19 protein-coding genes and 1 riboswitch are annotated in these 21,892 nt (G+C 59.8%); of the genes, 7 read left to right on the forward strand and 12 right to left on the reverse strand.

Annotated elements, in window-relative coordinates; translation table 11 throughout:
- Positions 1–74 precede the first annotated feature (74 nt).
- Positions 75–1,037 carry a glycosyltransferase family 32 protein gene (locus WKI41_RS17840; protein WP_340194803.1) on the forward strand — a complete coding sequence of 321 codons (963 nt, stop codon included), beginning with the start codon at positions 75–77 and terminating at the stop codon, positions 1,035–1,037.
- On the opposite strand, the gene WKI41_RS17845 is transcribed toward WKI41_RS17840, so the two are convergent.
- The 3 genes from WKI41_RS17845 to WKI41_RS17855 all read right to left on the reverse strand — a co-directional run bounded on the left by WKI41_RS17845 (position 1,029) and on the right by WKI41_RS17855 (position 3,211).
- Positions 1,029–1,241, reverse strand: coding sequence for a hypothetical protein (locus WKI41_RS17845; RefSeq protein WP_340194804.1), 213 nt, complete (start codon positions 1,239–1,241; stop codon positions 1,029–1,031). The genes WKI41_RS17840 and WKI41_RS17845 overlap by 9 nt on opposite strands.
- A 126-nt stretch (positions 1,242–1,367) precedes the next feature.
- Positions 1,368–2,117 carry a polysaccharide deacetylase family protein gene (locus WKI41_RS17850; protein WP_340194805.1) on the reverse strand — a complete coding sequence of 250 codons (750 nt, stop codon included), beginning with the start codon at positions 2,115–2,117 and terminating at the stop codon, positions 1,368–1,370.
- Entirely contained in the window at positions 2,114–3,211 is a 1,098-nt protein-coding gene (locus WKI41_RS17855) for a glycosyltransferase family 4 protein (RefSeq protein ID WP_340194806.1), read from the reverse strand. Before WKI41_RS17855 ends, WKI41_RS17850 begins: the two co-directional genes overlap by 4 nt.
- A gap of 69 nt (positions 3,212–3,280) precedes the next feature.
- Here WKI41_RS17855 and WKI41_RS17860 point away from each other — a divergent pair, with 69 nt between their 5' ends.
- Positions 3,281–4,681: a nucleotide sugar dehydrogenase gene (locus tag WKI41_RS17860; RefSeq protein WP_425341062.1), complete on the forward strand. Its 1,401-nt coding sequence runs from the start codon at positions 3,281–3,283 to the stop codon at positions 4,679–4,681.
- 15 nt (positions 4,682–4,696) lie between these two features.
- Entirely contained in the window at positions 4,697–5,179 is a 483-nt protein-coding gene (locus WKI41_RS17865) for a class I SAM-dependent methyltransferase (RefSeq protein WP_340194808.1), read from the forward strand.
- 140 nt (positions 5,180–5,319) lie between these two features.
- Here the strand turns inward: WKI41_RS17865 and WKI41_RS17870 are convergent, their stop codons facing one another.
- The 9 genes from WKI41_RS17870 to WKI41_RS17910 form a co-directional block, all read right to left on the reverse strand.
- Complete coding sequence (locus tag WKI41_RS17870) at positions 5,320–7,032, reverse strand: adenylate/guanylate cyclase domain-containing protein (protein WP_340194809.1); 1,713 nt, start codon at positions 7,030–7,032, stop codon at positions 5,320–5,322.
- A 252-nt stretch (positions 7,033–7,284) separates the two neighbouring features.
- Positions 7,285–8,145, reverse strand: a complete 861-nt coding sequence (locus tag WKI41_RS17875; protein WP_340194810.1) for an MBL fold metallo-hydrolase — start codon at positions 8,143–8,145, stop codon at positions 7,285–7,287.
- A gap of 170 nt (positions 8,146–8,315) precedes the next feature.
- Positions 8,316–8,771, reverse strand: coding sequence for a cyclic nucleotide-binding domain-containing protein (locus tag WKI41_RS17880; RefSeq protein ID WP_340194811.1), 456 nt, complete (start codon positions 8,769–8,771; stop codon positions 8,316–8,318).
- Between the two features lie 44 nt (positions 8,772–8,815).
- Positions 8,816–11,533, reverse strand: coding sequence for an ABC transporter transmembrane domain-containing protein (locus WKI41_RS17885; protein ID WP_340194812.1), 2,718 nt, complete (start codon positions 11,531–11,533; stop codon positions 8,816–8,818).
- Between the two features lie 341 nt (positions 11,534–11,874).
- Positions 11,875–14,334: a glycosyl hydrolase 2 galactose-binding domain-containing protein gene (locus WKI41_RS17890; protein ID WP_340194843.1), complete on the reverse strand. Its 2,460-nt coding sequence runs from the start codon at positions 14,332–14,334 to the stop codon at positions 11,875–11,877.
- 2 nt (positions 14,335–14,336) lie between these two features.
- The gene (locus WKI41_RS17895; RefSeq protein WP_340194813.1) at positions 14,337–15,323 is read right to left on the reverse strand and encodes a DUF1839 family protein; all 987 of its coding nucleotides are present in this window, start codon (positions 15,321–15,323) and stop codon (positions 14,337–14,339) included.
- Between the two features lie 7 nt (positions 15,324–15,330).
- Complete coding sequence (locus tag WKI41_RS17900) at positions 15,331–16,242, reverse strand: amino acid--[acyl-carrier-protein] ligase (protein ID WP_340194814.1); 912 nt, start codon at positions 16,240–16,242, stop codon at positions 15,331–15,333.
- 4 nt (positions 16,243–16,246) lie between these two features.
- On the reverse strand, positions 16,247–17,428 hold the full coding sequence (locus WKI41_RS17905; protein WP_340194815.1) for an acyl-CoA dehydrogenase family protein: 1,182 nt from the start codon (positions 17,426–17,428) through the stop codon (positions 16,247–16,249).
- Positions 17,428–17,679 carry an acyl carrier protein gene (locus WKI41_RS17910; RefSeq protein WP_062424835.1) on the reverse strand — a complete coding sequence of 84 codons (252 nt, stop codon included), beginning with the start codon at positions 17,677–17,679 and terminating at the stop codon, positions 17,428–17,430. The genes WKI41_RS17905 and WKI41_RS17910 overlap by 1 nt, the downstream gene beginning before the upstream one ends.
- A 176-nt stretch (positions 17,680–17,855) precedes the next feature.
- Positions 17,856–17,967: riboswitch (TPP riboswitch) on the forward strand.
- A 107-nt stretch (positions 17,968–18,074) separates the two neighbouring features.
- Between WKI41_RS17910 and thiC the strand changes: the two genes are divergently transcribed.
- From thiC to WKI41_RS17930, 4 genes are read left to right on the forward strand one after another with little or no spacing between them, the layout of a single operon-like run.
- Positions 18,075–19,898, forward strand: coding sequence for a phosphomethylpyrimidine synthase ThiC (thiC, locus tag WKI41_RS17915; protein WP_340194816.1), 1,824 nt, complete (start codon positions 18,075–18,077; stop codon positions 19,896–19,898).
- A 1-nt stretch (position 19,899) separates the two neighbouring features.
- On the forward strand, positions 19,900–20,895 hold the full coding sequence (gene thiO / locus WKI41_RS17920; RefSeq protein WP_340194817.1) for a glycine oxidase ThiO: 996 nt from the start codon (positions 19,900–19,902) through the stop codon (positions 20,893–20,895).
- Positions 20,864–21,061, forward strand: a complete 198-nt coding sequence (gene thiS, locus WKI41_RS17925; RefSeq protein WP_340194818.1) for a sulfur carrier protein ThiS — start codon at positions 20,864–20,866, stop codon at positions 21,059–21,061. The genes thiO and thiS overlap by 32 nt, the downstream gene beginning before the upstream one ends.
- Positions 21,062–21,064: 3 nt before the next feature.
- Complete coding sequence (locus WKI41_RS17930; RefSeq protein ID WP_340194819.1) at positions 21,065–21,838, forward strand: thiazole synthase; 774 nt, start codon at positions 21,065–21,067, stop codon at positions 21,836–21,838.
- The last annotated feature ends 54 nt before the right edge of the window (positions 21,839–21,892 follow it).

Raw genomic sequence — 21,892 nt, forward strand, 5'->3', positions numbered from 1 at the left:
CTGCCTCATCTTGGGCTTGCAGGAAAACCTCTATTCCGAAGATATGTCGGGCTTATTAAAGCTGCGGAGCGACCATGCCAGACAAAGCCACTTTCGATGCAACGCTTGCAGACATCCGCCGGTTGCTGGCGCAGAAAGATTTCGCTTCTGCGCAGGATCGCCTTGCCCGGCTCGCCAGGGAGGACGACCAGCATCTGATGGGCGAGGTAACGGCGCTCGGTCTGCCGCGTCGCCTGCATTCGGCCTATCTCAGGCTTGCCAAGGCAAAGGAAGATGCGGTTGCCAAAGCCGGCTATCAATATCTTCTCGTTCCGCCGCCCGAGGTCTTTGCGCCCTATGGCCGCTTTTGCGCCGATGAGAGACGAGTGATTGCACGGAAGAACCGCGAGGCGGTGCCAAAGCTGATTCACCAGATCTGGATCGGTAACAAGCCAGTGCCGCCCTCAACAGATGCCTGGCGCAAACATGCTGAGGCGAATGGCTATACCTATCGGCTGTGGCGGGAAGCCGATCTCGAAGCACAAGGCATCGATGCCGATCCGATCTTCAGGCGGATGCTGGAAGATGGAGATTATCCGGGTGCGGTCGATGTGGCGCGGTATTTCATCCTGTCGCGCGTCGGCGGCATCTATCTCGACTGCGATTTTTACCCCGCCCGCGATGACATCAGCTTCTGCGACATTCTCCCCATGGTGGGTCTCACAGCCTTTGCCGAAGAGACGCCTCGCTTGACGGGACAGGGAAGCGTGCTGTTCGCCAACTCCTTCATCGCAACACCGCCCGGTCATCCCGTCTTTGAGCGCATCTTGCAGGTTTTGCCGGAGATTGCCGAGCGGCTGCCGCGTGCGCCTGCATGGTGGGGAACGGGTCCGCTTATCTTTACCGTTGTGGCGCGTGCGGGATCGGTGACGCTTGCGGGCGGCGATTTCGTCGCGGCGATGCTGGCTGATCGGGCAGACTTCAGTGCGGTAGAGGTGGCGCGCGATCAGGCCAAGGCAAAGGGCGATGGGCTGCTGATCGCGTGGAAATCATGGTGAAGGCTGAGGGAGTTCCGCCGTTGCGATCTCACGATCCTCGGCGGCCCTCGCGGCGGCGGCCATCTGCTCTTTGCGCTTCTCGTCTTCCGCGCGCTTCAGCTTGCCTTGATCGTAATGCCACTTGATCGAATAATACATCCCGATGCCGACGACGAGCAGCTTCAGCGGCAACATTACAATCGGAAAATACTCGAACCATTCCATCTTCGTCACACTTTCCAAACAGAGCCTACAGCATCGGCCTGAAAAATCGGCCTCGATTGTTGCTCTTCGTTCGTGTGCTTACGCCTGAGTGGTTCGACTTGATATTCGACATATTGTCGCGCCATGTTAGGCCGTCGAACCGGCCTTTTCGACCAGCGATCCGGCGCTGCGCCAACGGCAGCCGGGATGGTTGGCGGTCAGCGAAAACAGCCGGTCGAGGAAAGTCCATGCCGCCTCGTCGTGATCGAGGTGATGGGTGAGAATGCCGGTGGTTCTCGTCCCTTGCTCTGCCACCACCATGCGCTCTGCGGTTTCGGCGAAGAGCAGATCGTGGTCCTTGCCGCCTCTCGTTCCCCGCCAGTCGATGATATCGACATGGGTGTTCAAGAGAAAAAGAGGAGCGGTCTTTTCCGGCCCATAGACCGACAGAGCCCGGTAGCCGAGTGCGGGTAGACCGTCGACGATGTCGGGGTCGATGCGGTTCCAAGGTGGGACCAGCATCGGCGTGAAGCGGCTTGGGAAGAGGTTCTGCAGCTTTTCAAAACCACTTTGCAGTTCTGCGAGCACGGTATCCGTCGGGCGATGCAGTCCAAGCTCCCGCTTCTTCTCCGCCGGCCCAGCATGGTTTCGATGCGCCCAGCCATGTACTGCGATGTCGATCCTCTCGCTGCTTTCCAGCCGCTTCGCCAATGCCCCGCCGGTCGGCTGAGGAATGACGGCCAGCGTCATCGGCACGGCGTAGCGCTCGGATAGGGCCAAGAGCTTATCCAGCGCGGGCGTCGGCTCTGTCGCATCGTCGTCGCGCAGCCAAAGGTCGGCGGCAGCGCCGCGATCGGCGAAGCTGTCGAGCGTTTCCAGAAGTTTCTTTTCCGTCATAGGGCGTTTCCTCTGGCGTTCTGCAAGATGCGGTCGAGCCTTACCGCAGCCTTGGGCGAGGAACGCTCTTCCATGACAAATGCTCTCGCATTTGCCGCCATGGACTGTCTCTTGTCCGGGTCGGTCAGCAGCTTTTCTATGGCATCCTTATAGTTTTGCGAATTCCCCGGGTCCGTCAGGATGCCCGTTTCCCCATCGATCACCACTTCCGGCACGCCGGCGATGCGCTCGGCGATCACCGGCAGGCCTGCTGCCTGCGCCTCCAGATAGGCAAGCCCGTAAGCCTCGCCATGGCCGGGCCAAAGATAGATCGAGGCGCGCGACAGAAGTTCGGCGATCTGCTGCGCGGTCTTCTCGCCATGCCAGGTGAGGCGATGGGGAGCGATATCAGTGAAGAGCTTTTGCACGGTTTCGCGCTCCGGCCCGTCGCCGATGACATCGAGTGTCCAGTCGAGATTGAGGGGCAGGCGTTTCAACGCAGCCGCCAAGGCTTGATAGCTGCTGAGCTTGTCGCCAGAACGCATCATCGCCACCGTCGCCATTCGCCCGGCTTGCGGAGCCGGGGTCTTTGCTTCGAACAGGGAGGTGTCGAGGAAGGGTGGCAGCATCTGCAGGCGCATCGCCGGATCGGCCTTCAGCAGGCCGTCGCGGTCGCGATGGGTGAAGCAGATGTTGACGGCAGCAAAGCTCAGGTCGTCCAGCAGCAGGGTCTGCACCTCGGACCAGCCAGCGGCATTACGCTTTGGCGAATAGGAGGCTTCTGCGGTCACATAGGGAATGGAGAATGACCGGCACAGAGCGGGTCCCAGGCGATCGAGCGCCTTGTAATAGGGATGATAGCAGAACCAGAGGTCTGGTGGGCTTGTTTGCTGCCAGAGCGTCGATATACATTGACGTTCCTGCTCCGCACCCCGATCCAGCTGATCGGCTTCTTCGCCATCCGGCTGGCGCAGGAAGGACCGCAGTTCCGACACAACCTCGACCTCATGACCGACAAGCTGCATCGCTCGCATCAACAGCCGCGCCATCAGCCTATCGCCGGAGGGGACCGGGTGGTTCGGAGACTTCATCGGGCAGTAGAATGCGATCTTCATGGCTGTCAGTCATGCGTTCTCTGCTGACGCTTCGTCAACTGTAATTTAGACCGCCGCAGCCTTGACACCATGGGTCTTCTCGCCCAACTGAAAGGCCAAGTTTTCCTCGCGCGCAGGACGCAAAACGCCTTGACCTCTTCTCCAAATGCACAGCGACTTCTCGACCTCATTCACTCGAAAGAGGCGCGAGCAGGCGTCATCGGCCTTGGCTATGTGGGCCTGCCGCTTGCCATGACGATTGCCACCTCCGGCTTCAAGGTGACCGGTTTCGATATCGATCCGGGCAAGATCAAAGCCGTCGAAGCGCGCAAGAGCTATATTGAAGCGGTGCCGGACGACATTCTGGCAAGCACCTGCGAGAACGGTACCTTCGAGGCAACCAGCGATTTTTCCAGACTTGGCGACTGCGACGTGATTGCGATCTGCGTTCCGACCCCGCTGACGAAATATCGCGACCCCGATCTCTCCTATGTGGAAAATACCTGCCGCAAGATTGCCGAAACGCTTCGCCCCGGTCAGCTCGTGGTGCTGGAATCTACCACCTATCCTGGCACGACCGACGGCATCGTCAAGACGATCCTGGAAAAGACCGGGCTGAAGTCCGCCGAGGACTTCTTCCTCGGATTCTCGCCGGAGCGCGAAGACCCCGGCAATCGTGACTTCCACACATCGACCATTCCCAAGGTCGTGGCTGGTGACGGGCCTGATGCGGCCGAACTCATGACAGCCTTCTATGGCTCGGTGGTCAAAACCGTCATTCCCGTCTCCACTACTGCTACGGCGGAAGCTGTGAAGATTACCGAGAATGTCTTTCGCGCCGTCAATATCGCGCTCGTCAACGAACTCAAGGTCGTCTACGAGGCGATGGGTATCGATATATGGGAAGTGGTGGATGCGGCAAAGACCAAGCCCTTCGGCTACATGCCCTTCTATCCCGGCCCAGGTCTTGGCGGTCACTGCATTCCGATCGATCCTTTCTACCTGACCTGGAAGTCCAAGGAATACGAACTGCCGACCCGCTTCATCGAGCTGGCCGGTCAGATCAATACCGCGATGCCGCGCCATGTCGTGGGGCGTCTGGCGGAAGCGCTGGACGTGCATCAGGGCAAGGCGCTCAGCCGCTCCAAGGTGCTGGTGCTCGGTCTCGCCTACAAGAAGAACGTGCCGGACATTCGAGAAAGCCCGTCCTTGAAGCTGATCGAACTCATCCTCGAGCGTAGCGGCGATGTCGCCTTCCACGATCCTTATGTGGCCGAAATCCCGAAGACGCGCGAATACAGCGATCTGATGGGCATGAAGTCCGCCGCATGGACCAAGGACAGTATTGGCAGCTTCGACGCGGTGCTGGTTGCCACCGACCATGATAATATCGATTACCAGCAACTGGCCGACTGGTCGCCGCTGATCATCGATACGCGCAACGCCTTTGCCCGTCGCGGCATCAGCGCAAGCCACATCCTCAAGGCCTGATTGGAAATCCTTCCCATGAGCAGACTGGACAGCTTCATCCGCCGCCTTAGCGCCCAGCGCGACATTTTGAACCATGTGCACGGCGATCTCGATCTGCCAGCCGATGGTCCGGTCATGGAAATCGGCCTCGGCAATGGGCGCACCTTCAACCATTTGCGTGAGCTGTTCCCGGAGCGCCGCATCGTCGCCTTCGATCGCGCCATGGGCGCGCATGCGTCTTCCGTGCCGGAAGAGGGCAATCTGGTGCTCGGCGAAATCGACCAGACGGCAAAGGCCTGGGTCGGAATCGGTGCGGCCCTCGTCCATGCCGATATCGGCACCGGTTATGACGAGAAGGATGCGGTGACACTCACATGGCTTCCGCAGATCGTTTCGGGCATGCTGGCCAGTGGCGGCATTGCCGTCAGCGGCCTGCCGCTGGAAGAGCCGAGCCTAGATCCGCTGCCGGTGCCAGACACGGTGCCGACGGATCGATATTTCCTCTATCGCAAGGTCTGACGCCGTTAGAACGTTTCTATTTAACAAGGAAACGCTCTAAGGCATGCCGCGCAAAGCGTGCAGTGGTTGTGCGATAACGACATGCGGCGGAAGAAGGAGCGAAAGCGTAAGGGTGGGAATCTGAGAGATCGCGACGCGCTTTAAGAAAGCAGCTCCCGGCTTTCTTCTTCGGATATCAGGAAGACTGTCATCTCGGAGCTTCGCCCGCGAATGGGAATAGTGCGGCTTCTAAGCGTTTCACGCTTGTGCCCGGATTGAACCATTACCGGTTCGGAGACGACAATGGAGGCGCCAAACTCCTTTGCGGCCGTCTCCAGGCGGCTGGCGACGTTGACCGTATCGCCGATCGCTGTCAGCGTTTTGGCAGCGCCATAACCCATGATGCCGACAATCGAGGGGCCTGCGTGAATGCCAATCGCGATGCGCAGGCGCACCCCAAACTGCTGCTCCAGTTCCTCGTTCAGCTTCTCGACATTGCGCAGGATCAGGCACGCCGCCTTTAGCGCATCGGCCGAAGCGGTTTCCCGATTGCCGTCGAGACCGAACAGCGCCATCGCACCATCGCCGATGAACTTGTCGATGCGTCCACCGGCTTGCTCCACCGATTGGCCGACCACGGTGAAATAGCGGTTGAGCAAAAACACCATGTCGTAGGGCAGGCGTGTCTCCGAAAGTGCCGTGAAGTTTCTCAGATCGCAGAACAGAACCGCAATCTCCTCCTCACGACCGGGGCGGATAGGCTCGTCGTTTGCCGGCGCGTCATCCTGTTGTCGAACGGCAAGCAGCAGCGCTACCTTGACGCGACCAGTCGGGCGAAGCTGACAGCCGAGCCTCACATCGGAATCGGCGTGAATGCGCTGCAAGGTGGCGCGCTCGATTTCGCCCGGTTCCGGCAGTGGCTCGTCCGATTCCAGAATCTTGACGCGACAGGTGGAACATCGCCCCTTGCCGCCGCAGGCGGAGAAATGCGAAATGCCCTCCAGCCGGCTTGCCTCCAGAATGCTGAAGCCTGCTGGTGCACGTAGCGCATGGCCGTCCTCATAGAGGATTTCAAAGCCTCTCGATCTCTGCCGCCAGCCACGAATGGCGCGGGCAGCGAATGTCAGGATGACGGCTGCGCCGAAGGCGAGGCGAAGGCTGAAAGTGATTTTCGAAATTACCGCCTGACGTTCGGCCGATCGGCTGGGAGCGGGCCGTGGAGGCACAGGTGCCGTCGGCGATTGCATCGCCGCTTCGGAATGAGGGTGATCGGCAGGCAGATCCATTTCCATCTGCCGCCCGGCATCGCTGAAACCTAAAAGCGCCATGATCGGCAACAGAACGGCGATCATCAACAGGTAGGGTGCCACCTGCCGATACCAGCTTCGGTAGCGCAGCCAGAAGAACACGCCAAAACAGCCATGCGCCCAGATCAGCACCAGCGCGATGCTTTGCCGCAAGCCGAGATAAGGGGCCGTAATCCAGAACCGCCGAATGACGATGTCGTAGCCTTCATCGACGCCAAAGAGCATGCGCGAGAAGCGGATACCCGCTGCATGGTCGATGATGAGAAAGGGAATCGCCAGGCCGAGCAGAATCTGCATCGCCTCACGCCAGGGCATCTGCAACGAACGCAGCAGATAGATGGAGCGCAGCACGAGCGCGATGTGAATCAGCACCGAGCCGTAGAGGATGATGCTGCTGAGCGGGTTCAGCCAGATGAGGCTGAACCACCATCGGCCATATTCTGCCGTATCGATGGAAATGAGCGCCAGCGCGTGATTGAACATGTGACAGGCGACGAAGGTCAGCATGACGAGACCTGAGAGCAATCGCGCTCGCCGCAAAGAGGTCTCTGTCACGTACTGCGCCAATCCCGACCTCAAATCGCCTTGGATAGAAATGGATATTTAAAAATTCATCGTCTGTGGTCGTGCGTCGCCCGGCTGCAGGAACCGGCCAGACAAAGCCGTCTCAATAAAGGCTGTAGTCTTATGCTCCAAGCGAATCCACCACCTCACGAAGATAATGCTTTTTGGTCTTATTCGAGGCAGGCGCTGGTCTAAAGCGTGAAGCGAGCTAAAGACTGCAGCGGCTTTGCGATAACGACATAGGATAAAAAACGCCTAAAGCTCAATCGTCTGCCCGTCATAGGCGGCGAAGGCACCGGCAAATTCCTTTTTCGCATCCTGGTCGATCTGGTCGAGCTCGTCATCGGTGCGGAAAGGCGCGTGATGAATGAAGCCGACCGATTTTGCATTGGCATGTTTGGCGAGCTTTATGCCCTGCTGCCAGGATGAGTGCCCGTATCCCTTGTAAAGCTCCATTTCCGCATCGGTGAAGCTCGCGTCGTAGAGAAAGAGATCGACATCGTCGATCAGCTTCAGCACCGCCTTGTCGAGCTTGCCCGGTTCGTGCTCGGTATCGGTGATGATGGCAAGGCTCTTGCCCTGCCAGTCGATGCGGTAGCCGATGGCGTTGCCGGGATGGGTCAGCATGCCGGTGCGGATAGTGAGGTCCGGATGGACCGAGAGCGTGTCTTCGGCGGTAAAATCGCGGGTGTCGATATGGGCGCAGCAAATGTCGAGCGGTGCCGGAAACCAGGGCGGGCTCATGAATTCGCGCAGCATGTCGCGGGTGGTTTTCTGGCCTGCCAGATGACCGGACCAGATGCGCACATCATTCTCGCGCTTGAAGAAGGGTTTGAAATAGGGAAAGCCGACGATGTGGTCGTAATGGCAATGGGAGAAGAACATGTCCACATTGCCGGCACCTTCGGCTCTGAGCGCCAGCCCTGCCGGATGAAGACCCGAGCCTGCGTCAAAGAGCAGAATATGCTCGCCGCACCGAACCTCGATGCAGATCGTGTTGCCACCATATTTGTGGAATTTTTCTCCCGATACAGGAAGCGTCCCTCGCGCTCCCCAGATCTTGACCCGGAATTCCTGTCTATTGCCCCGACGGTCTCCGTCGGAATTCAACGCCATCATACACCCCAACCTGCCACGGCAACCCGTCTCAACGCTTCCTCCGCAGGGTTCCGTTTTCTCTTCGTCACTTGGTGACGCGTGCCTACTCCATGCAGCATTTCAGTTTTATGACTGCAGCACCACTTTTATTTTTCTCTTAAAATATCGTGGTGCGGAAGATTATATTATCAAACGCTTGAATGCGCGCGGGCCTTACTCAGTTCCGCCGTAGTCTGCGTCAGGCGTTCAGCCAGAACACGCATGACCTTGATGGTGATCTCCGGGAAGTCCGACATCAGCTTGAAGAACTGCTCCTTGCCGATGCGCAGCGCCTCCACCGGCGTCGAGGCCTTCACGGTCGCGGTTCGCACGCTGTCGCACAGAATGGCAATTTCGCCGACGATGGCGTTGCCGCTCATTTCCGTCAGCTTGATCTGGCCCGACGGAGAGTCGATCAGGACATCAACCTTGCCGGTCAGAAGCACATAGGCGCTATCGCCAAGATCGCCCTGCCGGAATAGCTCGTCTCCCGCAAGATAGGAAACGCGGTCGGAAGCAAAAGCAAGTAGCTTGAGTTTCGAAGGCTCCATCTCGCTAAAGAAGGGGACGCGCTTCAGCATCTGAATTTCATCTTTGAAAAGCATAGCCCTGTCCTGGTTGTTGTTCCTGTCGGGGTGCCTGCACCATGTCAGGCAGCGATCATTTCCTTGAATGTACCGTTTTCTTGCATAAGAGTCTCGTATGATCCGTCTGCGACAATCGTACCGTGGTTAACGACGATAACCCTATCGAACATCTTGGAAAGCGACGGGTTCGACAAGACCCATAGAATTGCCGGATTTGCGCCATCGCGCCTCAGGAAGGCGATGACGTTATCGACGATTTCCTGCTGCAGGCGATGATCGAGACCCGGTAGCGGACGGTTCAGCACGTAGTAGTCCGAGCGGCGCATCAAGGCGCGCGCGAGATTGAGCTTCTGGCGTTGCAACGGACCAAGTCGTTTGCCGCCTGCACCGAGATTGAATTCCAGCCCGACAGCGAGAACGCGCTCATAGACACCCTGTTTACGCATGGCATCGGCCACGAGCCGGGTGATACGACGCGAGGCATCGGTGTAGCGATGGCTGACCTTGCCGAAGAGGATGTTGTCGAGCAGGCTGGTCGATGCGGCATATTGATCGGGATCGTAAGGCTCGATCACGTCGCGCAGTTCGTCGGGCAGCTTCTCATGGAACATGTGGCGCACTTCGACGATCCGCTTCATCACCTCCGGCGTCAACAGACCAAAACGCTGCCTCGGTTCGACATAGAAGAAGCTGAGGCGGATCATGGCACGGCGGTCGGCCTCGCTCGCATCGTCGTACTTCTTGCCTTGCAGGCGCTGCAGCATCTGCTGGTAGTTCGGAATATCGTCAGCCGTCATGAAGGTCAGCTGCTGGTATAGCGGATGATCCGGCGGCAGGTCGGAGAAGATTTCGACGATGTTTTCGGCAATCGTGTAGCCCATGTCGAAGAGCGTGTGGGACAGGCCCGTGCCGCGCATCAGCGACAGGAAGTACTTGCTTTCGATGATCTTGCTGCTGCCCGTCTGCGCATCGCGCATCGTGCCGAACAGGATGTTTTCGCCGACGGTCGCTTCGGTGTTGTAGCTGTCCGGTTCGAAGGGGACGATGAGGCCGGAGAGGTTCTCGCGCTCCAATTCGCTGCGCAGCGCCTTGCGCAATTCGACGATGCGGGCTGCCAGATGCAGGTCGCTCATCGGATCGATGGAGGAACGGAGTGCAAACTCAAGAATGTCTGGCGAAAGCTGAACCGTGTCCAAAACGGCGAGCATGGATTTGAGGAAATGCTCCGGGTCCTCGCGACCGGCCGGGCTCGACTCGTAATCGATCCAGTCGCCGTTCAGATCCATGTCGGGGTTTTCGGCAAGCTTGGCCTCGCGGATTTCCCACTTGCGGTGCTCCAGCTCGGTACCCTCATACTGCTTGGGTTTGAGCGGCGCATGCTTCAGCCCGTAGAGGAGATTGTCCTTCAGGCTGGCATGGAAGAAGTAGCTGTCGGCCGAGACGTAGGAAATGCGCCGTCCGGTGACGGATTCGGGCAGATCGTGGAAGTCGGTATCGCCAATGGAAATCTTGCCGGACGTTGGCCAGAGCGTGCGTCCCAGGGCATCTGCCAGAGCTTCGCCGCCGGCACTGCCGACGATCGCGACGGTTTCGCCAGGATTGATGGTAAGCGTTGCCTGATCGAGAAGCCGCGTGCCGCTGTCGTCATCAAGCGAGAGTGCGGAAATGACGATCGGGCCGGTGATCGCAGCTGCGGCGGCTGGCGACAGGTTCTGAATTTTCGGGTCGATCATGCTCGGAGAATCGAACTGTTCAAAGACCTGTTCGTACTTCACCTGCACATCCTGGCGGGCCTGATCCCAGTCGATCAGCTCCTTCAACGGGCCGGGCAGTTCCTTGTAGGCGTTGATGACGGCAACGAGCTGACCGACATCGAGGCTGCCGCGCAGCGTCAGATAACCGCCGACCGCATAGAAGAAGAATGGGGTCAGCTGTGCCAGGAAGTTGTTGATGAACTTGACCAGGAACTTCCACTGATAAAGGTCATAGCGGATCTTGAAAATCTGGCCGAGGCGCTGGCCGGCATCGGCGCGCTCGAAGTTGGAGGTGTCATAGGCATGAATGGTGCCGATGCCATCGACCATTTCGCCGATACGACCGGCAAGCTCGCGCGCGGTCAGCTGTCTCTGGCGTCCAAGATCGATCAGGCGGCGGCGCATTTTCGGGATGATGCCCACCTGAATGGCGGCCATGAAGGCGGCAATCATGCCGAGCCAGAAATTCTGCACGAGAATGAAGAACAGCGCCGACAGTGCCTGGCCGCCAAGCAGCGCCGGCTGCACGAAGGCGTCGCCGGTAAAGCCGCCGAGCGGCTCCACCTCGTCCTTGATCATGCTGGAGATTTCCGCACCCTTGACGCGCTTGAAGTGCGTGGGCGGAAAGCGCAGGACACGGTCGATCAGCTGGAAGCGAATGCGGCGCAGCAGGCGCTCGCCGAGGCGGCCCTTGTAGGTGTTGATGTAATATTTGAAGAGGCCGTTGATGATGACCAGCGCCAGGAAGGTAAGGCTGAGGCCCATCAGCGTCGCCATGCGGTTCAGCTCGATGCCTGGAAACAGCGTCACGGTGCCGAAATACGGCAAGCTGACCGTCAGATGCATGAAGAGCTGCGTGGCATTGGCCCCTTCGAAGCCATCGCCCTGGATTGGACCGTTGACGATCTGCTTGGGCAGATCGAAGGCCAGGAAGTACGGGATCATCGACAGCGCCACGATCAGCAGAATGAAAAGCTGCTGCTTCTTGGTGTGCGTCCAGATGTAACGCGTCAGACTTTTTTCCATCGAGGACTTCTATGCCGTGCCGGATAAAGTGGAAGGTAATGGATGTTCATGCTGGCGTCAAAGCGGCTCTGGAGGGGGCAGAGAAGCGCTGAAACGGGGATAGGATATGGTGGTTCACATAACGGTGAAACAAGCCGCTTCACTACAATATCGCGCAGGGAACCGAAACTTTTTTTTGGAGAGCGCTTCCTGGTTCAATGGATACGTTCTGCCGGGCATCTTTCCGCCATGCTCAAAGGCGATCGGCTCGACCGTACCTTCGGGGTATGCCCTTCGCCAATCGCCTTTGCCCTGACGAAAACCTGCTCCGACGGAACCTACCCATTGAACAAGGAAGCGCTCTAAAACCGAAAGTGCTGGCGTGAGCCGAGCGACCGGATCTCACCATGGGGCTCGGCAGGGGCATTCTCCTCAGCGATCAGTGCTATCGTCTTGGCCTCGCCGGGGCCCAGATGGAACCAGTCATCGGCTGGGCGGAAGCCATCGGTGCTGATACTGACCGACTGAGCCAGCCGATCCGTCGTCAGCGTCAGGAACCATCGTCCGTCCTTCTGCTCCGTCGCCGCGCTCAGAGCGGCCGCGTGCATGGCGGATGCGCGGCCGCGCGGAAAATGGAAAGCCTCGGCGATCACGTCGCCGGTGCCAGCGTCCCTCAGTCTTGCGACCGTGACATCATGCGCCGGTGGGCCGAAGCGATAGGCATAGGTCGTATCGAAGAATGCGCCGAAACAATCAGTGGCGGCAAGGCTCGCCTTGGATCGTGGCGCAAGATCGAGCTGTTTCTGGCCACGGACGACGGGTTGCAGACCATCGCGCAGGCAGGCGATTTCGACCACGGGGTTTCGGCTTTCCGCCGTATCGTTGATGATGTGGATGGCAAGGCCGTTGGTCCCTTCGTCTGTCAGGATCAGCTGCACCGGACGAAATGCGCGCTTCAGCCCATACCAGGCCGACTTCGGTTCACAGGTCGAATCGATCACGCCCCAGCCTGCACCCGGCAAAAGGTCCTGAAGGGTGAGCACCATGGCACCCTGACAGGAGGAGCGGTTGCGTCGCCACTCGCCATAGGTCGCTTCCATCACCTCGGCAACGGCTGCTCGCGAGAGGTCGAGATAGCGCTCACCATCTTCGCGCCGGACTTTTGACGGATTGAGGTCGTAGAGGAGCTTGAGGTAATGGTCGCGCACATCCTCAAAATCCCAGGACGCACCGCGATCGCGCGGCACGCGAGATTTCCATACGGGATGATGAACGGCGGCGACGGGAAGGTGCCGATCAAGCGTCTTCTGCTGCGGCACATTGGCAAAGGCGAGGCACTCGCCGGCAAAGCGGACATCGGCGCGCCGCGCATCCTCCAGCGGCCGGCAATAGGCGCCCACACCGTAGTAGTGGCCGACCTTCTCTTCGGTGAAGAAGGGCTGTGCGCCGCCAAAAGGCGAGTTCGGCACATAGGCGATGTCGGAGCGACGCGCTTTTATGAAACGCGGCAACACCTCCTCGGTCAGCGGACCTTTCCAGAAGGACTCGCCGAGGCCCAGCATCGCACCCTGCTGGTACATTTCGCTGCCACCGCAGATCACGGTCAACGATGGAGAGAGCGCCGCGTTCGCCAGAAGGTTCGCCGTTTCCTTTTCGATATGGGCGACGAAGTTTTCGTCCTTTGCCGGATAATCGAAATTGGCGAGCATCATGTCCTGCCAGACCATCAGGCCGAGTTCATCGCAGAGGCTGAAGAAGTCTCTGGTTTCATAGGCCATGGTGCCGCCGATGCGGATCATGTTCATGCCTGCCTCCGCGGCAAGGCGCAGCCAGGGTGCGTAGACTTCGGTGCTGCCGGGAAGCCGGACAATATCGGCATTGGACCAGACGGCGCCCCGGCAGAAGACGGGCACGCTATTGATCTTGAGGCCAAAGCCCTCTCCATCAGCGCCATGATCGATCTCGATGCGGCGAAAACCGGTTTTGCCAAGCTTGTGCGTCGTGCCGTCAACGCGAAGGCGAACCTCGTGCAGCGTCGGCGTGCCGTGAGTGGTGGGCCACCATGGCTCTATAGCCGGGAGGTGCAGTTCGCCGGAGAAGGTTCCGCCTGACACCGGCGCAAGCTTTCGCCAGCAATCGCCGCAGCCGATTTCGAGGGTGGACGATACGCGCGCTTCGACAGTCACGCGAATGATGCCGGTGCCGTCTTCCGTCAACTCGTTGGCGAAGGCTACAAGGTCGAAGTCGGCCTCGCCGTCGCGCACCAGCCGGATCGGCCGCCATGGTCCGCTTGCGTGGATCTCCGGGCACCAGCCGGGCATGTAACCGAGCGCTGTCGTGCGGATCAGCCGAAGGCCTTGCGCCGACATCATCTGCGGACGCCAACGGGCGCGGGTGCCAGTCTTTTCCAGATGGGGTTTCAGGGCGCGAAAGCAGATCGCCAGCTCGTCCGTGCCAGAAAGCTGAACTGGAACCTCCAGCGTCTCGTACATGCTGGCGGAATGCGCGATAGGCTCGTCGTTCAGATAGATCTCGGCAATGGTGGCCAGGCCATCGAAATGCAATGTCGCGGCCTGCGGTTCGCCCGTTTCCAGGCTGAGGCGGTACCAGACATCGAGATGGTTGAGCGGCTTTGGATCAAAGCGGTCAAATTGGCCCACCTTCTCCAGTGCCTCGGCCACCGTTCCGGGAACTGGTGCATCGACGCTTTCGGCATCTGCCGGGATTGCCGATGGACGCTCATAGACACCCGCCTGCGTCACTGTCAGCGTCCAACCTTCCGTCAACCACTGACCGAGAAGGGCGTCATGTCGAAGGCTCACGCTCACGCGGCCTCGCTGGCATTGCCGAGATGGGCGGAAAGCTTTGTCATCAGCGCATCCCAGGCGTCAGCGGCGGGATCGAGCGCGGTGGCGAGCGGCTCGAACTTGCGGCGCGCGACAGCACGTGCCAGCTGGAACTGCACCGTCTTTGCCACTTCGGCGATCTTCAGCGCCTCGGCGGCTGCGTCATCGAAAGCCTGTGGTCCGGCAAGCCATTGCAAGTGGCTGGCGGCGAGTTCGAAATTGGCACCGAGCTGGCGCAACGTGTTGAAGGCGTATTTGTGGAAGAAGCCGAAGGGCCTGTCGGCCACCTTTTCCACCTGTGCCGGGAAAACTTTCGAGAAAGCCCGGATAGGGTTCTCCGTTGGTCGTCTGGAAAAATGCTGCACCAGCAGGCGTTCGGCGACCTTGCGGCGGCGCTCGTCGGACACTGGCTTTTCCGGGAACTTGGCGAACTCCGCATAGGGCAGGAATGGCGGATCGGTTTCCTTCAAGTGATGCTGGAAAACGCCCGCATAGTCCTCGCCTTCCAGCGCGAAGTAGCCGGCATTGTGGAAATATTCGAGCTTCAGATTGATGCGGTCGATGCGGTTGATGGCGATCGTCGTCTTGCCGTGATCGTTGCGGTAGCCGACCCCATGCGTATCCGGCAGGTAGAAGCTGTCCACCTCGATCAGGGAAATGCGGCCACGCTTCAGTTGCGTTTCGATATGGGTTTCGACATCGTCGAAAATCGCGAGTTCGGTAGAGCGGATGCCGTAGAGCGCTTCGAGATCTTCGAGCGGCATCTTGAAGAAGGTGAGGTGGTCGCCCTCGAAGTCCTGCGTCAGGGTGAAGCCAAACATGGCTTCCGGCGGCAGGCCGCACGAGGCCACAAGCTCGATCCATAGATCGACAAAGCAATTGGTTTCCGGCCACATCCTGTCAGATGCGTGGAGCAGGTGAGGGACTTGGCTCTCAGGGCTCAAGGCCGGAAAAATTGCCGTCATGTGAGCCTCAGTTCCAAAGCGTGTCTCGAACCGATTCCGGCCATTGGTCGACATCCAGTCCATGCTTGGCAAGCAGTGCGAGCGCCAGTCGCTCCAGGCCGAAGCCGACGCAGGCGGTGTGGGCGACCGAGCCATCCGCAAGGTTCAGGCCCCATTTCGCCCCGAAGGCATCCTGGTGGTAGTTGAAACTCATGCAGGCCGTCAGGTTGGTCGTCGAGGTGACGGGAATGAGCAGCTCGAATTTTAGGTTCTGGTCGCGCTGGTTGTTGGCGAGCATCCGGCCTGCGCGTCCGAAGAAGGGATCGTTGGCGATATCGAGCTTCACGTCGAGACCGATTCCTTCCATCATCGCCACGCCCCGATCCATCCACAGCTGGCGGAAATCGGTGACGTCGCTTTCGGTGCCCATGCGCACGAATTCGCGCATGCGGAAGAGCTGCTGGCGCGCCGGGTCCTTGGACGGCTCATGGCGGAAGCAATAGGACTGGATGTCGTAGAGACCGCCACCGTCCGGCAGATTGCCGCGCTTGGCAATCGTCGGGTAGAGCGGATAGCAGGCGGCTGGTGTCAGGACGATATCGGTGATCTTCTGGTCCTTCGCCCAGTCGTCGCCGCCCTCATCCATTTTCTTCAACAGGTTGACATGGTCGAGCTCGCAGCCGCAGAAGGAATGGACGGTACCCGCCAGCTGCGGAAAGCTCTTCATGTAGCCGCTTTTTTCGAAATAGGCGCGGTTGATGCCGGGCGGAAAGCGGATCGCTTCGGCCTTGTCGCTGCCACCCACCTTGCTGACCAGTCTTTCGAGACCGGTAATGATATCCTCGAACTGGCCGCTCCGGCCATAGAGTCCGTCGACGCCGGTATCGATCAGAAGGCCTTGGTCGAACAGCCGATCGAGGAAAGATGTTTGTGCGTCCATGGTCCTACCTCAGAAGGCTCGTATCCTGCTTTTGAACCAGCAGGAGATTGGCGGAATTGCTTAAGATTCGATCGTTGGAGATCATCAGCCGGGCGGAATGCGCATCGCGAAGATGGCGGCCAAGGCTGTAGGGCGTGCCGTTCTTGTAGCCCATGATGCCGCAGATCAGCAGGGCATGGTCGATGATTTCCAGAATGGTCTCGGACGAGCAGATCTTGACGTTATTCATGGCAATGGCAAAGCCCATCGACATCAGCTTGTCCGGGTCGGCTCTGGTCTCGTCATAGGCCTTGATGCCGGCAATGACGTTCGATTTGACGATCTGCAATTTGGTCGACACTTCGGCCAGTCGCAGCGCGCCGGGTGGTGCGGAACCGGGGGACTTGCGGGCGGCAGCGCGCACAAAACTTTGCGCACGTGCTACGGCGTCAGACGCGATGCCGTACCACACGCCGCTCCACAGAAGGTGCGAGGTGGCGAGCATGGATTGGGCTGCAATTTCAGCAAAAGGCTTGGGGAATATCTGTTCGGCCGGTGCCTCGCCCTTGAACAGGAAGCCGTCGGAGCGGGTGCCGCGCATGCCGAGCGTATCCCACACATGGGTGCGCTCCAGGCTATACTGGTCCTTCAGGAACACCGTCATCACCTGATCGGAGGGAGCGGCATCCTTTTGGGCGCGAGAGGTGATGAGAATGGCGTCAGCTTCGCTGCCGTAAGAAATGACGGTCGCGTCCTTCTCCAGGCGGCAGACATCGCCATCCACCTCGATGGCGCAGATGGAATTACGAAGATTGCCGCCAATGCCGCCCTCGGTGGTGGCAGAGGCAAGCAGCAGCTGTTCGCTCGCAAGGCGGCGCATGAAGGCGCTGTGCCATTGACTGTCTTCGCCGTGCTCCACAAGGCTCGAGGCCTTGATGTGGTGCATGGCGTAAATCATCGCCGTGGCCGAACAGGCCTGTCCCAGAATGGAGCAGATATCGGCAAGCTCCAGCATGGTGGCGCCTTCGCCACCCATATGAACCGGAACCTGAATGCCGAGCAGCTTTTCTTGACGAAGCGCGTCGACGGCCTCTTTCGGGAAGCGGCCTTCGGTATCCACCACGTCGGCATGTTTTGCGGCAATCGCCGCCACCCGCGCCGCCCTGGCGCTCAGTGCTTCACGGTGAGGCGCGACGGCGAGGTTCATCAGGCGGCCTCTTTTCCATCCAGTATGGCTTTGACCGTGGTTTCGATGGCGGCAATGCTGGCAAAGGATTTGCGGTTCAGCATGCTGTCGGGAAACTCGATGTCGAATGCCTCTTCCAGGCCCAGCATCAACTGCACGGAGGCGAAGGAGGATAGGCCGGCCGCGTAAAGATCGGCGTCGTCGGCAAGCGTGTCGACGGAAACGGGAAGCTGGCCAAATTTTGCCAGTACGTCACGGATAGTAGAATTCATCTGAGCTCATCTCCCTAAACTAGAGCCATCATAGCGTTCTTCATGGTTACATTTAAAACCATAACATTGTCATAAGTGGAGCGGTTAATTTCCAGTGACATTGCTTTGCGCGCTATGCAGTTTTGGCGCAGATGGACTGCCAGCTTGACAATCGGCGCCATGAGGTTTTTGATTGCGCCATTCACCAGGGGGGTCCCGGCAAGGGGCTGAGATACTGCTAGAGCGCGCAGTGACCCGTTGAACCTGATCCAGTTCATACTGGCGTAGGGACGGTGCAAACGCGGGCATTGTGGCAGAACCGGCTTAACGCCGGGGAACCGTCATCACGTCTACCCCCGCGCTTTTCGTCTTCATGCTCGAACTGGGTCTCCACTGTTTTGCTTTGGAGCCTCACGATGAACATTGCCGCTAAAAATCTCAGCCCAACCGTCACAACCGGTCCGTTGCCGGCCTCCACCAAGGTGCACAAGCCGGGCGTTCTTCACCCGCATATCCGCGTGCCGATGCGCGAAATTGCGGTCCATCCCACCGCCGGCGAGCCGCCGGTCACGGTCTATGATGCCTCCGGTCCCTATACCGATCCGATGCATCTTGTGAACATCGATGCCGGTCTGCCGCGTCTGCGCCAGGAATGGGTCATCGCCCGCGGCGATGTCGAGGCCTATGAGGGCCGGCATGTGAAGCCGGAAGACAATGGCTTTGCCACCGGCGAGCGGCTGACGCCGGAATTTCCCGTGCGCAACCAGCCACTGCGGGCCAAGGCGGGCAAAGCCGTCACCCAGTTGGCCTATGCGCGCGCCGGCATCATCACGCCGGAAATGGAATATATCGCCATTCGCGAAAACCTCGGGCGCGAGGCGGCGCAGGAGAAGCTTGTGCGCGATGGCGAAAGCTTCGGCGCGCATATTCCAGATCACGTCACGCCGGAATTCGTCCGTCAGGAAGTGGCATCCGGTCGCGCCATCATCCCCTCCAACATCAACCATCCGGAAGCCGAACCGATGATCATCGGGCGGAATTTTCTGGTGAAGATCAATGCCAATATCGGCAACTCCGCCGTCACCTCCTCCATGGCGGAAGAGGTGGAGAAGATGGTCTGGGCCACCCGCTGGGGTGCCGATACGGTGATGGACCTTTCCACCGGGCGCAACATCCACAACATCCGCGAATGGATCATCCGCAATTCGCCGGTGCCGATCGGCACGGTGCCGCTCTATCAGGCACTGGAAAAGGTCAATGGCATTGCCGAGGATCTGACCTGGGAGGTGTTTCGCGATACGCTGATCGAGCAGGCGGAGCAGGGCGTGGATTACTTCACCATCCATGCCGGCGTGCGCCTGCATTACATTCCGTTGACCGTCAATCGCGTCACCGGCATTGTCTCGCGCGGCGGATCTATCATGGCCAAGTGGTGTCTGCACCACCACAAGGAAAGCTTCCTCTACGAGCATTTCGACGAGATCTGCGACATTTGTCGTGCCTACGACGTGTCGTTTTCGCTGGGTGATGGCCTGCGTCCGGGGTCGATTGCCGATGCCAATGATGCGGCGCAGTTTGCCGAGCTGGAGACGCTTGGCGAGTTGACGAAGATCGCCTGGGCCAAGGATTGCCAGGTGATGATCGAAGGCCCCGGCCATGTGCCGATGCACAAGATCAAGGAGAATATGGACAAGCAGCTGAAGACCTGCGGCGAGGCGCCCTTCTACACGCTTGGGCCGCTCACCACCGATATCGCTCCCGGCTATGACCACATCACGTCGGGCATCGGGGCGGCGATGATCGGCTGGTTCGGCACGGCGATGCTCTGCTATGTCACGCCGAAGGAGCATCTGGGCCTGCCGGACCGCAACGACGTAAAGGTGGGGGTCATCACCTACAAGATCGCCGCACACGCCGCCGATCTCGCCAAGGGGCATCCGGCAGCACAGGTGCGCGACGATGCGCTGTCGCGCGCCCGCTTCGAATTCCGCTGGGAGGATCAGTTCAACCTTTCGCTCGATCCGGAAACGGCGCGTTCCTATCACGACGAGACGCTGCCAAAGGAAGCGCACAAGGTCGCGCATTTCTGCTCCATGTGCGGGCCGAAATTCTGCTCCATGCGCATTTCCCACGATATCCGCGCCGAAGCCCAGAAGGAGGGACTGGAGGCCATGGCGGAGAAATTCCGACAAGGTGGCGATCTCTATATGCCGCTGGAAAAACCCGTGGCCGGTGAATGAGATGCGCATCCTGATCAAAGGCGCAGGCGTCGCCGGTCTGACGGCTGCCCTTGAGCTGACGCGGCGCGGTCTTGCGGTGACGGTGTTCGACACCGCGCCGCAGATCGGCCACGGCGCATCCTGGTTTGCCGGCGGCATGCTGGCGCCGTGGTGCGAAAGGGAGAGCGCCGAACAGGCGGTGCTCGACCTCGGACAGTCGGCGCTCGACTGGTGGGAGGAGGCCACACCCGGCCTTGTGGCGCGCCACGGTACGCTGGTGGTCGCACCCGCGCGGGACAAGGCGGAACTCACCCGCTTTGCCTCGCGCACCAGCGGCTATCGGCTGGTGGACGAAGACGAGATTGCCGCACTTGAGCCGGACCTCGCCGGACGCTTCCGCCATGGGCTGTTCTTCGAGGGTGAGGGCCATCTCGATCCGAGGCTGGCAATGGCGGCGCTGCACCAGCGTCTGGTGGCAAGCGGTGTCGCCTTCCATCTGGGCGGAGAGCCACCCGATGAAGGCGGCTTCGACCGCATCGTCGATTGCACCGGCTATGCGCAGGTGGGATCGCTTTCTGGCCTTCGCGGCGTGCGCGGCGAAATGCTGTACCTCGCCACGCACGAGGTTTCGCTGTCGCGCCCGGTGCGGCTCCTGCATCCGCGCATCCCGCTCTACATCGTCCCGCGCGAGCCGGGGCGCTTCATGGTGGGTGCGACGATGATCGAAACGGTGGAGGCGGGGCCGATTTCCGCCCGCTCGATGATGGAGTTCTTGAACGCCGCTTACGCGCTGCATCCGTCTTTCGGCGAGGCGCAGATCATCGAAAGCGGTACCGGCATCCGCCCCGCCTTTCCCGACAATCTTCCGCGTATCACCGAAAGTGGCAACACGCTCTTCATCAACGGTGCGCACCGGCATGGCTTCCTGCTCTCGCCTGCCATGGCGCGCCAGGCTGCCGATTTCATCGAACATAAGGAGGTGTCCCATGCGGATCCACGTCAACGGCGAAGTGCATGATCTTTCCGCCGCTACGCTGTCAGAACTTCTTTTCGCGCTTGATTACGAGGGCGACTGGCTGGCAACGGCCGTCAATGGCGATCTCGTCCATGCGGAAGATCGTCCGCAGTTTCAATTGAAGGATTCCGACCGCATCGAAATCCTTTCCCCGATGCAGGGAGGATGAACCATGTTTCGATTGTATGATCGCGATGTCAGCTCACGGTTGTTGCTGGGGACTGCACGTTATCCGTCGCCCGCCGTTCTGGCGGATGCGGTTCGCGCCAGCAGGACCGACATCCTCACCATTTCGCTGCGGCGTGAAACGGCAGGCGGCAAAATGGGCGGGCAGTTCTTCGAGATGATCCGCGAACTCGACCGCCTCATCCTGCCCAATACCGCAGGCTGCCATACCGCCCAGGAAGCGGTGCTGACGGCGAAGATGGCGCGGGAGGTCTTCAAGACCAACTGGATCAAGCTGGAGGTGATCGGCCATCACGACACACTCCAGCCGGATGTCTTCGCGCTGGTGGAAGCCGCTCGCATCCTCTCAGACGAGGGGTTCGAGGTGTTTCCCTATACGACTGACGATCTGGTGGTGGCGGAAAGACTGATCGATGCCGGCTGCAAGGTGCTGATGCCCTGGTGCGCCCCAATCGGTAGCGCCATGGGGCCGCTGAACCTCGTGGCACTCAAATCCATGCGGGCGCATTTCCCCGATGTGCCGATGATCGTCGACGCCGGCCTTGGCCGCCCCTCGCATGCTGCAACGGTGATGGAGCTTGGCTATGACGCCGTGCTGCTCAACACCGCAGTCGCCGGTGCCGGCAATCCGGTGATCATGGCCGGGGCATTCGCGAAAGCCGTAACAGCAGGTCGTGAGGCCTATCTCTCCGGCATGCTGGAGCCGCGTGATATGGCGGTGCCGTCCACGCCGGTGATTGGGACTGCGGTGTTTTCGTGAGGGCTTGGTAGGGGGTGGCGCCCTTGTCATGTTGTGCGCAAGGTCTCCTCTTCC

Source organism: Agrobacterium larrymoorei, from assembly GCF_037722385.1.
In the GTDB taxonomy this organism is placed as follows: Bacteria; Pseudomonadota; Alphaproteobacteria; order Rhizobiales; family Rhizobiaceae; genus Agrobacterium; species Agrobacterium larrymoorei_C.

Bases quoted from the DNA above. Each gene is read 5' to 3' on its own strand.
- WKI41_RS17860 (WP_425341062.1), top strand. From the start codon at position 3,281: ATGGGTCTTCTCGCCCAACTGAAAGGCCAAGTTTTCCTCGCGCGCAGG.
- thiO (WP_340194817.1), top strand. From the start codon at position 19,900: ATGCGCATCCTGATCAAAGGCGCAGGCGTCGCCGGTCTGACGGCTGCC.
- WKI41_RS17855 (WP_340194806.1), bottom strand. From the start codon at position 3,211: ATGAAGATCGCATTCTACTGCCCGATGAAGTCTCCGAACCACCCGGTC.
- WKI41_RS17850 (WP_340194805.1), bottom strand. From the start codon at position 2,117: ATGACGGAAAAGAAACTTCTGGAAACGCTCGACAGCTTCGCCGATCGC.
- WKI41_RS17840 (WP_340194803.1), top strand. From the start codon at position 75: ATGCCAGACAAAGCCACTTTCGATGCAACGCTTGCAGACATCCGCCGG.
- WKI41_RS17905 (WP_340194815.1), bottom strand. From the start codon at position 17,428: ATGAACCTCGCCGTCGCGCCTCACCGTGAAGCACTGAGCGCCAGGGCG.
- thiC (WP_340194816.1), top strand. From the start codon at position 18,075: ATGAACATTGCCGCTAAAAATCTCAGCCCAACCGTCACAACCGGTCCG.
- WKI41_RS17875 (WP_340194810.1), bottom strand. From the start codon at position 8,145: ATGGCGTTGAATTCCGACGGAGACCGTCGGGGCAATAGACAGGAATTC.
- WKI41_RS17845 (WP_340194804.1), bottom strand. From the start codon at position 1,241: ATGGAATGGTTCGAGTATTTTCCGATTGTAATGTTGCCGCTGAAGCTG.
- WKI41_RS17930 (WP_340194819.1), top strand. From the start codon at position 21,065: ATGTTTCGATTGTATGATCGCGATGTCAGCTCACGGTTGTTGCTGGGG.
- WKI41_RS17880 (WP_340194811.1), bottom strand. From the start codon at position 8,771: ATGCTTTTCAAAGATGAAATTCAGATGCTGAAGCGCGTCCCCTTCTTT.
- thiS (WP_340194818.1), top strand. From the start codon at position 20,864: ATGCGGATCCACGTCAACGGCGAAGTGCATGATCTTTCCGCCGCTACG.
- WKI41_RS17865 (WP_340194808.1), top strand. From the start codon at position 4,697: ATGAGCAGACTGGACAGCTTCATCCGCCGCCTTAGCGCCCAGCGCGAC.
- WKI41_RS17900 (WP_340194814.1), bottom strand. From the start codon at position 16,242: ATGGACGCACAAACATCTTTCCTCGATCGGCTGTTCGACCAAGGCCTT.
- WKI41_RS17885 (WP_340194812.1), bottom strand. From the start codon at position 11,533: ATGGAAAAAAGTCTGACGCGTTACATCTGGACGCACACCAAGAAGCAG.
- WKI41_RS17895 (WP_340194813.1), bottom strand. From the start codon at position 15,323: ATGACGGCAATTTTTCCGGCCTTGAGCCCTGAGAGCCAAGTCCCTCAC.
- WKI41_RS17910 (WP_062424835.1), bottom strand. From the start codon at position 17,679: ATGAATTCTACTATCCGTGACGTACTGGCAAAATTTGGCCAGCTTCCC.